Genomic DNA, 14,261 nt, shown 5'->3' with positions numbered 1-14,261 from the left:
TGGCCATGTCCTCGGAAACGCCCGTTCTCCCCGCTCCCGCCGCGCGAAGCACTCACACACTCGCGACGGAAACGCTGCGGCTGATCGGCCCCGCACCGGCGAACTGGGTCTCTGATCGGGAGGGCATCGACCACAATGTGCTCATCGTCGGCGGCGGCCACACGGGCACCGCGCTCTCCTTTGCTTTGCAGAGGGCCGGCATCGGCAAGGTCTCGGTGATCGACAGATCATCGGGTGAGGCCCAATCGGGCATCTGGCGCACCACTGCTCGCATGAAGCTGCTCAGGACACCGAAGTTCCTCCCCGGGCCCGAACTTGGGCACGCTGGTCTCAGCTTCCAGGCCTGGTTCGAGAGCATTCACGGCGCGGAAGCCTATGCCGCTTTGTCCACAATCCCCCGCCTTGCCTGGGCCGACTATCTCAGCTGGTTCCGGCGCACGCTCCGGATCGACATCCGCTATGGCATCGAGGTCGCCCGCATCGAGCCGGCGGCCCAGCATTTTCGCGTCCATCTGATCGTGGATGGCAGCACACGCGTGGAGACCGCCCGCAAGGTGATCCTCGCCACCGGCTTCCTCGGTGCAGGCGGGCCTTTCATTCCCGATGTGCTGGCTGACATCCCTGCGCATCTTCTCGCGCACACATCGAGCACCATCGATTTCGCGGCCCTGCGCGGGCGCTCCGTGGCGGTGATCGGCGGAGCCGCTTCAGCGTTCGATGCCGCCGCCACGGCGCTGGAAGCGGGTGCACGCGACGTGCACCTCTTCAGCCGCCGGCCGGAACTGGCCGCCACCGCTGTGACCAAGGCTCGCGCCTATCCCGGCGCCTACGACAATTTCCGCCAGTTGCCGGATGCCCTGCGCTGGCACCTCGCCGTCAGGTACCGGCGTTCGGGCACGACCGCACCGCTGGAGACGGTGGAACGCGCCATCCGCCATCCCAACTTCCACATACATCTCGGCGCGCCCTGGCCCCGCCCAGAGATCAGCAGTGACCACGTTACGGCACGGATCGGCGGCGAGCCTTTGCGCTTCGACTTCGTGATCGCCGGCACCGGCTACGCGGTGGATCCGGCGCGGCGACCGGAGCTTGCCGATTTCGCCGACGACATCGCCCTGTGGCAGGACCGCTATGTCGCTGCACCGGATGAGCGGGACGAGGTACTCGCCCGACACCCCTATCTGGGATCGGCGCTCGAATATCAGGAGCGCGTGCCGGGGGCGGCCCCGTTCCTTGCAAACATCCATGCCTTCAATCTGGGAGCCTTCGTCACGTCCGGCTTGCCGGTGGGCGATGTGCCCAGCTTCAAGCGGGAGATTCCCGCCGTGGTGGCCGGCATCAGCCGCGATCTCTTCCTCGCCGACCTTCCGCTTCATGAGCAGAGGATCACCGCACCTCAGGCCCCGGATTTCGAACCCGCCTTCTATGCCCGCAGCATCTATCGCGGCGCCACCGTAGCGGCGGAATGATGGCGCCGATCTCGCTCGGAGCTTTCCTTTAGGAAGCTCCGAGCGACGCCACGCCGGCCCTCAGCCCGGGCGTCTTTTAGGCGGCGTGCGGGAACGGTGCCCGATCCCCTTTTCGAACGACGACGGCGCGCCATAGGCCGGCGAAGCGACGGGATTTCCCTGCTCCCGCGTCCAGACCGGAACCTGCAAAGGTCCCTCGCTCCGGGCGCCAGCACCGGAGGCGCCCGAGACCACCAGACCCGTAGCGACCACCGAGGAACTGCCGGCGTCCGAGTCGCTTGTCCTGCGGCGTAAAAATCATGCAAAGGACATTAAAGCTCTGTCAGGCGCGCCAGCGCAGCAGCCGCACCTCGACGAGAGTTGCAATGTGATTGAGCAGAAAGCCAACGGTGCCGAGAATGACGACGCCCAGCATCACGAGCTCCATCTGGAACCGCTCGCGACCGGCAATGATGAGGCCGCCTATGCCGGGGCCGACGGTCATGAAATACTCCGCCGCCACCGTCGCCAGCCAGGCATAGATCAGGCCGAGATGGACTCCCGTGAGAATGGAGGGCAAGGCGGACGGCAGATAGGCGCGACGGATACGCTGCCAACGGGAGAAGGTCAGAACCTCGCACACCTCAATAAGGGGCTTCGGAGCGCTTGCCGCGCCCTCTATGGTGTTGAGCGCCACCGGCACGAAGGCCGCCACTGCAACGAACACCACCTTCGCGGTCTCGGCAAAGCCGAACCAGACCGAGATGATGGGAATCCAGGCCAGAACCGCTATCTGCTTGGCGGCATGGAATGTCGGGCCAGCGATGCGGCCCGCCACCGGCGACAAGCCGAGCAGCAGACCGAAGGCGACGCCCAGCAGCGTGCCAATGGCGAAACCCGCAAGATTGCGGGCAAGGCTGGCGCCGAGATGCAGGAACAGGTCGCCGCTCCAGATCTCCTCCCGTGCGGTTATGGCGATGGCCTCAAGTGGCGGAAGGAAGCGTGGATCTACCAGACGCAGATGGCTTGACGCCTCCCATGCCACCAGCAAAAGCAAAGGCAGCATGAGGCCGCGCCGCAGGCGGTGCGAAGGCCGCCAGCCACGCGAGGCAGTGGAGGAGGTTTCGATGGCAGGCTCGGCGAGGGGCAGGCTCATGGGCGCACCTCAGCCGTCGATGCGCCAGCTTTGCAGCCATGCTTCCGCAAGTGCGAGGATCTTATCCATGGCGAAGCCGACAAGGCCGATGATGACCATGGCCACGATCATCGTATCGAGCCAGAACATCTGCCGGCCCCACACCAGCAGGTAGCCCAGCCCCTCGGCGGAGGCGAGCAGTTCCACCGCCACCAGCGCCGTCCAGGCCTTGGTGAGACTGTAGCGAATGCCGGTGAAGATGGGCGGCACGGCTGCGGGCAGAATGAGGCGGCGCAGCTTCTGCCAGCGGGTAAAGGCGAATACGTCCGCCACCTCCACATAAGCCTTCGGCACGCCGCGGATGCCGGCGGACGTGTTGAGCACCATGGGCACCAGCGCCGCCTTGGCGATGATGACGATCTTCAGCGCCTCACCTATGCCGAGAAATAGCATCAGCAGCGGGATCCAACCCAGAGTCGGCACCTGTGCGATGGCGGTGAAAAGCGGCCGGACATAGTCGTCCACCACCTCCGACAACCCCATGGCGATGCCGAGCAGCAGACCGAGAGCGGCTCCGATGGCAAAGCCGCCCGCCACCCGCACAGCACTGATGCCGGCATGCTGGAGCAGCTCGCCACCGGCCAGCATGTCGCGGAAATTCTCCCACACATAGATGGGCGGTGGCAGGATCTGCTGTGGTACCAGCTCGTAGGCGGAACCTATGGCCCACAGCAGGAGGATGACCGCGGGCAATAGCAGCGCGACGGCGAAATCCCTGAGCCCGGCCACCAGCGGGCGCAGCAGCCGCAGCGATATGGGGCGCGAAGGGAGCCGATGCGGCAGATCCAGGACGGTCATGGCAGATCCTCGGGGGCGGACCGGGATGGATGAACTCAGAAGGTGAGCGGCTTGCCGTGGGGGTCTTAGCGCGTCCAGTAGCCTTCCAGCCCCAGCGTGGTGATGGCCTGATCCACATACTTCGGCTCGAACCAGCCACGCACGTCCACATCCCGCCGCACGAGGCCGAACTCCTTGGCTTGCCGGGCCTGGAAGCGGTACTGCTCGACGAGGAAGGGATCGACGATCGGCGAGTTGCGATAGCGCAGCTCGGTGCCGGCAAAGTCATAGCGGAACACCGCTTCCGGCGTACCCGAACGCGCCCAGATGGCCACGGCTGCGTCGAAATTGGCGTTGTCCGACGACCAACGGGCCGCGCGCACGAACTGGGTGATAATCTTCTGCACAATATCGGGATGTGCGCCCTCGAAGGCCTCCGTCACGAGAACGGTGGAATGGCGCTCGAAGGCGGGATCGTCGCCCTTGGTGGCGTAGATGATCTTCGCCCGATTGGCGAGATGAAGGGCGATAAGCGGCCAGTTGCCGAAAGCGCCGTCCACGTCCTTGCTGGCCAGCGCGGAATTGGTGGTGGCATTGTCCATGTTGAGCACCTGAATATCCCGCTCGGACAGGCCGTTGGCGGCCAGCACCTTGACCACCGCCAGATGGTTGTTGGTGCCCCGGAAGATGGCCACCTTACGGCCCTTCAGCTCCTTCACTGACGAGAGGGACGACCCCTCCGGCACTGCCAGATAGGTGGGCGCATGGGCGCCGGAGGCCATCAGGATCTTCGTCTTCAGCCCGCTGGCACGGCCGATGACGGATGGCAGGTCGCCCTGCACGGCAAAATCGAGCTGGCCGTTGGCGATGGCCTCATTGACAGCCGGCCCGGCGCCCTTGAAGAAATACCACTCGAAGCGCACCTCCGGCGTGTCCTGGAAAGCCTTTTCCAGATAACCCTCCGCATGGGCAATGGCGACCGAGCTGCCGCCCGCAAACTGCCGGTTGTCGACCCCGACCGATGCAAAGCCGATGCGCACCACCAGCGGCTCGGCCGAAGCGGCTGCCGCGCCCAGGAAGGCGCTGAGCGCGAGGATACTTGCGACGACAGCACGAAGGAGAGATGGAGCCATGCCCATCACTCCGCCGCCACCGACCGCAGTTCGCGCGGCGCGCGGTGCTGCGGAAACGGCAGGCCCAGATTCTCCCGCAGCGTCGTGCCCTCATATTCCTTGCGGAACAGGCCGCGGCGGCGCAGCTCGGGAATAACCGTTTCGATAAAGTCTTCCAACCCGCCGGGCAGATGGGGCGCCATCACGTTGAAGCCATCCGCCGCCCCCTTGGTGAAGCGCTCCTCGAGCTGGTCGGCGATCTGCGCAGGCGTGCCCACCACCTGCCAGTGGCCCCGCGCGCCGGCGATCTCCAGATAGAGCTGGCGGATGGTGAGATTGTCCCGCCGGGCCGCATCGATCAGCAGCTTCTGACGGCTCTTCGGACCGTTGGTCTCCGGCAGTTCAGGCAAGGGGCCATCCACGGGATAACCGGAGAAATCGAAACCGCCGATCACCTGTGACAACAACTGGAGCCCGACCACCGGCTCGATGCCCGCCTGAAGCTCCTCGAATTTTTCGCGCGCCTCGGCCTCGGTTCGTCCCACCACGGGAAAGATGCCGGGCATGATCTTCACATGGTCCGGATCGCGGCCATAATTGTCCGCCCGCGTCTTGATGTCGGCATAAAAGGCCTGCGCTTCCTGAAGCGTGCGCTGGGCGGCAAAGATGGCTTCGGCGGTGGCGCCCGCGAGGTCCCGCCCGTCTTCCGAGGCACCCGCCTGAACCACCACCGGATGCCCTTGCGGCGAGCGGGCCACATTGAGCGGCCCCTTCACGCGGAAATGCTTGCCCCGGTGATCCAGAAGGTGAAACTTCGCCGGATCGAAATAGGCCCCGTCGGCCTTGTCGCGGAGGAAGGCGTCGTCCTCCCAGGTGTTCCACAACCCCTTCACCACGGACATGAATTCCCGCGCGCGGTCGTAGCGATCAGGATGAGAGATGTGGGTTTCGAGATTGAAATTGTGGGCTTCGGATTCACTGGAAGAGGTGACGACATTCCAGCCCGCCCGACCTCCGCTCATGAGGTCGAGCGAAGCAAACTTGCGGGCGATGTGATAGGGCTCGTTGAAGGTCGTGCTGGCGGTGCCGATGAGGCCGATATTCTGCGTCACTACCGAGAGCGCGGAGAGCAGCGTCAGCGGCTCGAAGGACACCGCTCGCGAGGTGTGGCTGAGCGACTCCAGATTATCGTTCCGCACGCCCACGCTGTCGGCGAGGAACAGTGCATCGAATTTCGCCGCCTCGGCGATGCGGGCGAGACGCAGATAATGGTCGATCCTCACATTGGCATTGGCCGGTGCCCGCGCGTGCCGCCAGGCCGCGATATGGTGGCCGTCGGTCATGAGGAAGGCGCCGAGCTTGATCTGGCGTTTGGCCGTCATCGTCACATCTCCCGATAGGATTTTTCAGCTGGCGAGCGCGGCGGGCGCGGCGTCCTTGATGGCGTCCAGCTCCTGCAGCACTTCGTTGCGCAAGCGGATCAGGTCCGGGTCGCGGCGGTCGCGCGGGCGTGGCACGGACACATCCAGAATGCGCGCGATGCGGCCCGGCCTCGGCGCCATCACCACCACGCGATCCCCCAGCAGAACCGCCTCATCCACATCGTGCGTCACGAGGATGGCGGTGATCTTCTCATGGTCCCAGATGCGCTGGAGCTCACCTTGCAGATGCGCACGCGTCATGGCGTCCAGCGCACCGAAGGGCTCATCCAGCAGCAGCACTTCCGGCCGGTTCACCAGCGCGCGGGCAATGGCGGCTCGCTGGGCCATCCCGCCGGACAGCTGCCGCGGATAAGCATTGCCGAAGCCTCCGAGACCGACCAGTTCGAGATGCTCGGCCACGAGACGCTTTTTCTGCGCCACATCGACCCGCGCATTCTCAAGGCCGAGCGCCAGGTTCTGCGCCACGGTGAGCCACGGGAAGAGACGCGGCTCCTGAAACACCAGCCCACGGTCGAGACTGGGGCCTGAAACCGGCCGTCCGCCATGGCGGATCTCACCCCGATGCTCGCGTTCGAGTCCGGCAATCATGCGCAGCAGGGTTGATTTCCCGCAGCCGCTCGCCCCCACGATGGTGATGAACTCACCGGCCGCAACATCAAGATCGACCCGATCCAGCGCGACCAGCGGACGACCGTCCACGCGAAATGTCTTCGATACGCCGCGAATGGCGATTTCACCGCTGCTCATGCGCCTGAACCTGCATTCAGACCCGCCCAACAGCCACGCGAGCCGCCGCAGGCCAAAGTCCATTGACGATCATGAGGCTAGGCAATATTCAAATTAAGTCAATTAAATTTGTCATATTTAAAATATGTTATTTTTCATATAGATGACTGATTACATCCCAATCAAAAATACCAAAATTTGCGGTTAATTGACAAATCCGGTTAATTTTGAAACTGCCTGTTTCACACCTCAGCAGGAGCCTTCAATGCCCATCTCTCCCTTGCGCGCTACAATCGCCCGCATAGCCAGCGCGGTCATCTTTCATACCGGCCTCCACCAGCACTCTCCGCGCTGATCCGCTGACCATTCGCATCGGCTACGCCGCCATCGGCGTGGACAACCGCCCTTATGCAGAAGGCACCTCCGCCGCGACGGCACGTGCGGGGCACTATGTCGAAAACGCCTTCGCAGTCACGCCTAACATCAAGGTGGAATGGTATTTCTTCAAGGGTGCTGGGGCCACCCGCTATCTTGAAGCGGCGATCAAGGACTTGAAGCTCGAAGGCTACTGGTCGCGCTATGATGCGGAGGGCAAGCCGCAGACAAATTGAGCCATGCCACGCGGTGGCGTGAGCCTCCTCCAGCGAGAGTGAAACCCGAGTACAGTTACCGCTCTTCGCCAACGACGCCTGGCCCCGAACCGCCAGTCTCCAAAGCAGGGAGGCTGGCGGCGTGGGGAAGGCACCTCATCTCAAAATACGTCCACTTGACGGTGGAATACATTTTGGGATACCAAATTGCATTCAGATCGCAGGCGACAGTGCGAGATGCGCCGAACGCCCGCTGAAACAATCGCCATAAGAGCGGCATGCCGATAAAAGCCGCATCAAGAAGACGACCGGGAGACGCGACGCCATGATGCCCCTTCCCCATTTGCGTCCTGCCTGTTGCTCGCAACGGACAGAGCGGCATTGAGCCTCTGAACATCCTCTTCGCGGCCCTCGCCACATCCATGCCGCTCCGATGCGACAGCGCTCGTAGGACGCGACCGGGAACATAACGGAGCCTGAGGAACCTGCTCCGAGATCTGGCGCGGACACCGCGTGTCCGGCGGCTTGTGCGGTCGGGCGAACTGGTCTCATCTGTCGTCGGCCGCGCGTCCGGTGCGGCCACGGCTCGATCCAGCGGGCCGAAGGACTAGAAGGCGGAAAGCAAGAGGCGCCGCGCCCCCGCCCGGGAGGGATTATCGTGACCGAACCGAACAATCAGGGCCCGCTGACCGGCATCCGCGTGGTCGAGGTGGGTTCCTTCATCGCCGGGCCGTTCTGCGGCCAGTTGCTGGCGGACCTCGGCGCCGACGTCATCAAGATCGAGCCTCCGGGCGTCGGCGATGTGATGCGCCAATGGGGCGTGGCGCAGCTAGACGGCAAATCGCTGTGGTGGCCTGTGATCGCGCGCAACAAGCGCAGCATGACGCTGGACCTGCGCGGCACAGCGGGACAGGAGATCGCCCGCAGCCTCATCAATCAGGCCGACATTCTGGTGGAGAATTTCCGCCCCGGCACGCTGGAACGCTGGGGCCTCGGGCCGGACGACCTGCACAAGACCAATCCCGGCCTCATCATCGCCCGCGTGTCCGGCTTCGGCCAGACCGGCCCCTACAGCCAGAGCGTCGGGTTCGGAGCCATTGCCGAAGCCATGGGCGGCCTGCGCACGCTGGCCGGCTTCCCCGATCGCGCACCGCCCCGCGCCGGCCTCTCCATCGGCGACTCGCTGGCCGGTGTGTTTGCGGCGCTGGGCGTCACCTCCGCGCTGGAGGCGCGTCGCCGCACCGGAAAGGGGCAGGTGGTGGATGTGGGCATCACCGATGCGGTGCTGGCCATGCAGGAAGCCGTACTCTCCGAGTTCAGCGCCACCGGCTCTCTGCGCCAGCGCACGGGCACTGCACTGCCCGGCATCGCGCCCTCCAATCTCTACCCCACCGGGGATGATGAATGGATCCTGATCGGCGGCAATGGCGACGCCATCTTCGCCCGTCTCGCGCAGGCCATGGGCCAGCCGGAGCTGGCCAAAGACGAGCGCTATGCCACCCATCGCGCACGCGGCGCACGCCAGCAGGAGCTGGACGATATCGTCGCCGACTGGACGCGCACCCTGCCGCTGGCCGGACTGCTGGACATCCTGAAAGCCCACAATGTGCCCTCCGGCCCGCTTTACGACGCCGCCGGTATCGTGGCCGACCCGCATTTCCGCGAAAGGGGAGCGGTGGTGGATGTGGAGAGCACCGAGTATGGCCGCCTGACCATGCAGGGCATAGCTCCGCATTTGTCCGACACCCCCGGTTCCGTCCGCTGGGTCGGCCCGACGCTGGGTGAGCATACGCAGGAAGTGCTGGCCGATCGCCTCGGCCTCAGCCCGGAAGAGATCGAAAAACTGAAGGCGGCCGGTGTGATCTGACCGAACCCGCCCCACGCGAGGAAACCCATGTCCTATCACGTCTTCACGGCCATCCAGCGGCTCATCCAGGGGCGCGGCGCCATCCGCCAGCTTCCCGATGAGGTGGACCGGTTCGGCACCGCCCGCATCCTGCTCGTCACCGATCCAGGCATCGTCAAGGCGGGCCTTGCCGAGCAGGTGCTCAAGCTGCTGGAGGGCCGTGAGGTCGTGGTGTTCTCGCAGGTCGAACCGGACCCGAGCATCGAAACCGTGATCGCCTGCGCCGACGTGGTGCGGTCGGAAAAATGCGGCCTCATCATCGGGCTCGGCGGCGGCAGCGCCATCGACACCGCCAAATGCGCCGCCGTCATGGCCACAAATCCAGGCGAGGTGGAAAGCTATCTCGGCATCGACAAGGTGGAAAGGCCGGGCGTGCCGAAGATCATCATCCCCACCACCTCCGGCACCGGCAGCGAGGTGACGAACGTGGCGGTGCTGAGCCTGAAGGCGCAGCACACCAAGAAGGGCATCGTCAGCCGCTATTTGCTGGCCGACACTGCCATTCTTGATCCCGAACTCACCCTCGGACTGCCCCCCTTCACCACAGCGGCCACCGGCATGGATGCACTCACCCATGCCATAGAGGCCTATGTCTCGCGCTTCGCGCAGCCGCTCAGCGACGACTTCGCGCTGAAGGCCATCCGCATGATCGGCCAGAACCTGCGCACGGCGGTCTTCAACGGCCAGAACATTGTGGCGCGCGAGAACATGCTCACCGCCAGCCTCTATGCGGGGCTCGCCTTCGGCAGTGCGGCCACCGGCATGGTGCATGGCCTCGCCATGCCGCTGGGCGGGCAGTTCAATATCGCGCACGGCATCGCCAATGCGGTGCTGCTGCCCCACGTCATGCGCTGGAACCTCGTCTCCTCCATCGAACGGTATCGCGACATCGCCGTGGCGCTGGGAGAGCAGGTGGAGCATCTGTCGCCGCGCGCCGGTGCAGAGCGGGCGATCAGCGCCGTGGAGAGCCTGTCACGCGATATCGGCATCCCCGTCCATCTCGACGAGCTGGATGTGCCGCGCAGCGCTATGGATGCACTGGCACGCGACGGCATGACCAACTTCCGCCAGACCCGCCCCAACCCACGCGATGTCACCTATGAGGGCCTCATGAGCATCCTCGACAGCGCCTTCCGGCAGGAGATCTGAACCATGCAGCTCCCCGGCAGTGTCAGGATCACCGAAGTGGGCCCGCGCGACGGCTTGCAGAACGAAGCCCGCTTCATGCTCACCGCCGACAAGGTGCGGTTCGTCGAAAAGCTCGCGGCGGCCGGCGTGAAGGAAATGGAGATCACCTCCTTCACTCATCCGAAATGGATTCCCAATCTCGCGGACGCCGAAGAGGTGGTGGCTGCGACCAAGGACCTTGCCATCGAAAGCCTTGCGCTGATCCCAAACCGGCGCGGACTGGAACGGGCGCAGAAGGCAGGTGTCACCGGCGTCACCTTCGTCTTCTCGGCCACCGATGGGCACAATCTGAAGAACCTCAACCGCCCCACGGAAGAGTCGCTCGCGGAAACCCTCGAACTGCACGCGCAGGCCAAGGCCGATGGTCTCCGGCGCCGCATCTCCATCTCCACCGTGTTCGGCTGCCCGTTCGACGGCCGCGCCACGCCGGAGCGTATCGAGCACATCGTCGGCCGGTTGGTGGAGGGGGGATGCGAACGCATCGGCCTGTGCGACACCATCGGCGTGGCTGATCCGCTGCAGGTGTTCGACATCTCCTCCCGCATGATCCGCCGCTTCCCCGGCACGGAGTTCGAGCTGCATCTGCACAACACGCGCGGTTGCGCGCTGGCCAATACACTGGCTGGCCTGCAGGCTGGCATCAGCCGCTTTGATGCCGCCACCGGCGGTCTCGGCGGATGCCCCTATGCGCCCGGAGCGACAGGCAATGTCGCCACCGAGGATATGGTGTCCATGCTCGCCGCCATGAACATCCAGACCGGCATAGATCTCGACGCTCTGCTGGAGGCCGACCGCATGCTGGCTGACTGGCGCGGACAGCCGCTCGACAGTGCAGCATGGCGGGTCCAGCAGCGGTGCAGTCAGCCAACGGCGGCCTGAGCCGTCCCAACAAAACCGAGGAACGCCCATGAACGCCCCCATCACCGCTGAGGCGCAGATCACTTACAGCAATTTCATCGGCGGCCGTGATGCGCCGTCCGTCGATAGCCGGACCTTCGTTTCCCATAATCCCACCACCGGAAAGCCTTGGGGCACGTTCGCGGATTCGTCGGCACGCGACGTAGACGCCGCTGTCACTTCGGCGGATGACGCTTTCCGCAGCGGTCCGTGGGCGGCGCTCTCGCCCACACGCCGTGGCCGCCTGCTGATGAAGTGGGGCGACAAGATCTCCGAGCATGCCGAACGCATCGCCACCCTGGAGACGGCGCAGAACGGCAAGCTGTTCAGCGAGATGCGCACGCAGGCCAATATCGTGCAGGACTGGCTGTATTATTTCGGCGGCCTCGCGGACAAGGTGGAAGGCACCGTCATCCCGCTCGATCGCACCAGCGTGTTCAACTACACGCTGCGCGAGCCGCTCGGCGTGGTGGCGGTGATCGTGCCATGGAACTCGCCCACCTTCCTCAGCATCATGGCGCTGGCCCCGGCACTGGCCGCGGGTAATACGGTGGTTCTCAAGCCCTCGGAAGTGACCTCCGCCTCCGCCATCGAGCTGGCCCGCCTCGCCATAGAGGCCGGCATTCCGCCGGGTGTGGTGAATGTGGTCACGGGCCTGCGCACCACCGGCGAGGCGCTGGTGGATCATCCCAAGGTCGCCAAGATCAACTTCACCGGCGGCGATGCCGGCGGACGCGCCATCGCGCAGGCAGCCGGCAAGCGGCTGGTGAGCGCGGTGCTGGAGCTGGGCGGCAAAAGCCCGAACATCGTGTTCGCGGATGCGGACCTCGATCGCGCCGAGGCGGGCGTACTGGCGGGCATCTTCGCCGCCGCCGGCCAGACCTGCGTTGCCGGCTCGCGCGCCTATATCCAGCGCCCGGTCTATGACCGGCTGGTGGAGCGTCTCGTCGCCCGCGCCGCCGGCATCAAGCTGGGCGATCCCATGAAGGCGGAGACACAGATGGGGCCGGTGGCCACCGCCGCCCAGCTCGCCAAGGACGAGAGCATGGTGCAACAGGCGCTCACCGACGGCGCCGAGTTGCTGGCCGGTGGCAGCCGTGCCCGCGTGGAGGCTTTTCCGGACGGCTACTTCTTCTCGCCGACCATTCTTCACAACGTTCAGCCGGGCAATTGCGTGCTGAAGCACGAGGTATTCGGCCCGGTGCTCGCCGTCATCCCCTTCGATGACGAGGAGGAGGTGCTCAAGGCCGCCAATGACACGCCCTTCGGGCTGGCGGCGGGCGTGTGGACCCGCGACCTGCGCCGCGCCCATGTAATGGCCCGGCGCCTGCAGGCGGGCACGGTGTGGCTCAACACCTATCGCGCCATGGCATTCAACTCGCCCTTCGGCGGGCACAAGGACAGCGGCCTCGGCCATCAGAACGGCATCAGTGCCATCCAGCAGTATCTCCAGACCAAAAGCGTCTGGTGCGAACTGAGTGAGGACATCCAGGATCCGTTCGTGATCAAGGCTTGAGGGAAGCTCTTGCGATCCCGGCCAACTCATATATCCCGAGCAGGATGCAGGACGGGCGGCACGCCGGATGCCGCCCCGTCCGCCTCCGGACTGTGATCGAGGGGACATGGCAGACCAGAGGTCGGCAGACGAGGGGTTGATTGAGGATGCGGCCGATGCCGCCTCCCCGACGCTAGGCGAGCAGACCTATGAGGAACTGAAGGCGCTCATACTCACCGGCGAATTGCGGCCCGGCGAACGTCTGGCGGAAGCCGACATGGCCCAACGCCTTGGTGTCAGCCGCACGCCGCTGCGACAGGCGCTGTCCCGCCTCGATCAAGAGAAGCTGGTCACGAAGCGCGCCACCGGCGGCTATCTGGTGGTACGTCTGGACGCCACTGCCATTGCCGATCTGGTGGGCTTGCGCGAGGCGCTCGATACCCATGCGGCGCGCCTCGCCGCGCAGGTGGCGTCCGATGCCGATCTCGACCGCCTGCGCGCCTGCATCGCCGAGCTGGAAAGCGTCGCGGGCCACGTGGACGCACAGGAAGTCGCGGCCGAGTACGACCTCGGCCTGCGCATCCATCTCGTCATCGCCGAGGCCACCGGCAATGCCGCCCTGCTGGATGCGGTGAAGCAGGTCTATGACCGGCTGCAACTGGCCATCTGGCTGGAAGTCAGTTGGGCCGATCACCTCATCGACCGCCTGAGCGAACATCGCCAGATCGTGGACGCAATTTGCCGTCGAGATCCTGATGCTGCGGCGGAAGCAGCACGCGCCCATGTCCAGCGCTCGTTGCAGAACATGCTGCAGGTTCTGAAGCTGCGCGAGCAGCGCGCCGGGCGCCCCCGTACGCGCGCCACCCGATAACCCGAGGGGAGCCAGCGCGCTTCGCCCGCGTTCAGCTGGCGGCGATGAAACGGTGCAGGGTCGCGTGGCGTGACTGAAACTCGCGAGCGCACCGCAAAATCGGCATAGCCTTTTGAAATCGCAGGTCCGGGAGCAACGGAAACGCCTTGAAAAATTCGAGCCCCAAGCGGATCTGGAACAGGCTCATCCGTGAAGAGGTTTCTTCTCGATAATGGAGGAAACCCAATGGACCATACTCGACACGTGCGCCTGACCGAAACTGAACTGGTTCCGTCTGTGCTTGACGGTGCCACCATCTACGGGCCCGGCGACGAGAAAATCGGAAGCGTTTCCCACATCCACGGCGTCGGCATTGCCAGTGAAGTCGTGATCGACGTGGGAGGCTTTCTGGGCATCGGTGCCAAGCCGGTAGCGGTGCCAGCCCGAGATCTGGATTTCATGCGCGACGAGGACGGTGAAGTCCACGCCGTCACTGCATGGACAAAGGATCAGCTGAAAGCGATGCCCGAGCATCACGAACATTGAGTACGGCAGGCGGCCCGGCGAAAGCTGGGCCGCCTGCGTATCGGCATTGTTCGGTCCGGCAGGTGGCTTCTCGGCCGCCATCCATCTTG

General features: G+C 64.9%; 14 protein-coding genes. 8 read left to right on the top strand and 6 right to left on the bottom strand.

All coding sequences use genetic code 11. The features are described from left to right. Positions 1-5 precede the first annotated feature (5 nt). Positions 6-1,469 (top strand): NAD(P)-binding domain-containing protein, encoded by a 1,464-nt coding sequence (locus IEW24_RS23950; protein ID WP_188583445.1) that lies wholly within the window; start codon positions 6-8, stop codon positions 1,467-1,469. Between the two features lie 322 nt (positions 1,470-1,791). On the opposite strand, the gene IEW24_RS23945 is transcribed toward IEW24_RS23950, so the two are convergent. The 5 genes from IEW24_RS23945 to IEW24_RS23925 all read right to left on the bottom strand — a co-directional run bounded on the left by IEW24_RS23945 (position 1,792) and on the right by IEW24_RS23925 (position 6,721). After that, on the bottom strand, positions 1,792-2,604 hold the full coding sequence (locus tag IEW24_RS23945) for an ABC transporter permease (protein WP_188583444.1): 813 nt from the start codon (positions 2,602-2,604) through the stop codon (positions 1,792-1,794). 9 nt (positions 2,605-2,613) lie between these two features. Beyond that, on the bottom strand, positions 2,614-3,441 hold the full coding sequence (locus tag IEW24_RS23940; RefSeq protein WP_188583443.1) for an ABC transporter permease: 828 nt from the start codon (positions 3,439-3,441) through the stop codon (positions 2,614-2,616). A 65-nt stretch (positions 3,442-3,506) separates the two neighbouring features. Then, positions 3,507-4,553 carry an ABC transporter substrate-binding protein gene (locus IEW24_RS23935; RefSeq protein ID WP_244644639.1) on the bottom strand — a complete coding sequence of 349 codons (1,047 nt, stop codon included), beginning with the start codon at positions 4,551-4,553 and terminating at the stop codon, positions 3,507-3,509. A 5-nt stretch (positions 4,554-4,558) separates the two neighbouring features. Further along, the gene (locus IEW24_RS23930; protein WP_188583441.1) at positions 4,559-5,914 is read right to left on the bottom strand and encodes an LLM class flavin-dependent oxidoreductase; all 1,356 of its coding nucleotides are present in this window, start codon (positions 5,912-5,914) and stop codon (positions 4,559-4,561) included. A gap of 24 nt (positions 5,915-5,938) precedes the next feature. Then, complete coding sequence (locus tag IEW24_RS23925; RefSeq protein WP_188583440.1) at positions 5,939-6,721, bottom strand: ABC transporter ATP-binding protein; 783 nt, start codon at positions 6,719-6,721, stop codon at positions 5,939-5,941. 371 nt (positions 6,722-7,092) lie between these two features. Between IEW24_RS23925 and IEW24_RS28875 the strand changes: the two genes are divergently transcribed. The 6 genes from IEW24_RS28875 (at position 7,093) to IEW24_RS23895 (ending at position 13,647) form a co-directional block, all read left to right on the top strand. Continuing rightward, on the top strand, positions 7,093-7,311 hold the full coding sequence (locus IEW24_RS28875) for a hypothetical protein (RefSeq protein ID WP_244644638.1): 219 nt from the start codon (positions 7,093-7,095) through the stop codon (positions 7,309-7,311). A gap of 637 nt (positions 7,312-7,948) precedes the next feature. Beyond that, complete coding sequence (locus IEW24_RS23915; RefSeq protein WP_188583439.1) at positions 7,949-9,157, top strand: CaiB/BaiF CoA transferase family protein; 1,209 nt, start codon at positions 7,949-7,951, stop codon at positions 9,155-9,157. A 27-nt stretch (positions 9,158-9,184) separates the two neighbouring features. Further along, positions 9,185-10,345, top strand: coding sequence for an iron-containing alcohol dehydrogenase (locus IEW24_RS23910; protein WP_188583438.1), 1,161 nt, complete (start codon positions 9,185-9,187; stop codon positions 10,343-10,345). Between the two features lie 3 nt (positions 10,346-10,348). Beyond that, entirely contained in the window at positions 10,349-11,263 is a 915-nt protein-coding gene (locus IEW24_RS23905) for a hydroxymethylglutaryl-CoA lyase (protein ID WP_188583437.1), read from the top strand. 28 nt (positions 11,264-11,291) lie between these two features. Next, the gene (locus tag IEW24_RS23900; RefSeq protein WP_188583436.1) at positions 11,292-12,797 is read left to right on the top strand and encodes an aldehyde dehydrogenase; all 1,506 of its coding nucleotides are present in this window, start codon (positions 11,292-11,294) and stop codon (positions 12,795-12,797) included. 106 nt (positions 12,798-12,903) lie between these two features. Then, a complete protein-coding gene (locus tag IEW24_RS23895) occupies positions 12,904-13,647 on the top strand; it encodes a GntR family transcriptional regulator (protein ID WP_188583435.1) in 744 nt (247 codons plus the stop codon). A gap of 31 nt (positions 13,648-13,678) precedes the next feature. Here IEW24_RS23895 and IEW24_RS23890 read toward each other — a convergent pair whose 3' ends face one another. Then, a complete protein-coding gene (locus IEW24_RS23890) occupies positions 13,679-13,834 on the bottom strand; it encodes a hypothetical protein (protein WP_188583434.1) in 156 nt (51 codons plus the stop codon). A 38-nt stretch (positions 13,835-13,872) separates the two neighbouring features. On the opposite strand from IEW24_RS23890, the gene IEW24_RS23885 reads away from it, so the two are divergent. Continuing rightward, positions 13,873-14,172 carry a PRC-barrel domain-containing protein gene (locus IEW24_RS23885; protein WP_188583433.1) on the top strand — a complete coding sequence of 100 codons (300 nt, stop codon included), beginning with the start codon at positions 13,873-13,875 and terminating at the stop codon, positions 14,170-14,172. Positions 14,173-14,261: the final 89 nt, after the last annotated feature.

Source organism: Azorhizobium oxalatiphilum (genome assembly GCF_014635325.1).
GTDB classification, from domain to species: Bacteria; Pseudomonadota; Alphaproteobacteria; order Rhizobiales; family Xanthobacteraceae; genus Azorhizobium; species Azorhizobium oxalatiphilum.
This window is presented reverse-complemented; position numbering and strand designations above follow the sequence as displayed.

Coding starts and splice junctions, on each gene's coding strand:
- IEW24_RS23950 (WP_188583445.1), top strand. CDS start 6: ATGTCCTCGGAAACGCCCGTTCTCCCCGCTCCCGCCGCGCGAAGCACT.
- IEW24_RS23945 (WP_188583444.1), bottom strand. CDS start 2,604: ATGAGCCTGCCCCTCGCCGAGCCTGCCATCGAAACCTCCTCCACTGCC.
- IEW24_RS23940 (WP_188583443.1), bottom strand. CDS start 3,441: ATGACCGTCCTGGATCTGCCGCATCGGCTCCCTTCGCGCCCCATATCG.
- IEW24_RS23935 (WP_244644639.1), bottom strand. CDS start 4,553: ATGGCTCCATCTCTCCTTCGTGCTGTCGTCGCAAGTATCCTCGCGCTC.
- IEW24_RS23930 (WP_188583441.1), bottom strand. CDS start 5,914: ATGACGGCCAAACGCCAGATCAAGCTCGGCGCCTTCCTCATGACCGAC.
- IEW24_RS23925 (WP_188583440.1), bottom strand. CDS start 6,721: ATGAGCAGCGGTGAAATCGCCATTCGCGGCGTATCGAAGACATTTCGC.
- IEW24_RS23910 (WP_188583438.1), top strand. CDS start 9,185: ATGTCCTATCACGTCTTCACGGCCATCCAGCGGCTCATCCAGGGGCGC.
- IEW24_RS23905 (WP_188583437.1), top strand. CDS start 10,349: ATGCAGCTCCCCGGCAGTGTCAGGATCACCGAAGTGGGCCCGCGCGAC.
- IEW24_RS23900 (WP_188583436.1), top strand. CDS start 11,292: ATGAACGCCCCCATCACCGCTGAGGCGCAGATCACTTACAGCAATTTC.
- IEW24_RS23895 (WP_188583435.1), top strand. CDS start 12,904: ATGGCAGACCAGAGGTCGGCAGACGAGGGGTTGATTGAGGATGCGGCC.
- IEW24_RS23890 (WP_188583434.1), bottom strand. CDS start 13,834: ATGAGCCTGTTCCAGATCCGCTTGGGGCTCGAATTTTTCAAGGCGTTT.
- IEW24_RS23885 (WP_188583433.1), top strand. CDS start 13,873: ATGGACCATACTCGACACGTGCGCCTGACCGAAACTGAACTGGTTCCG.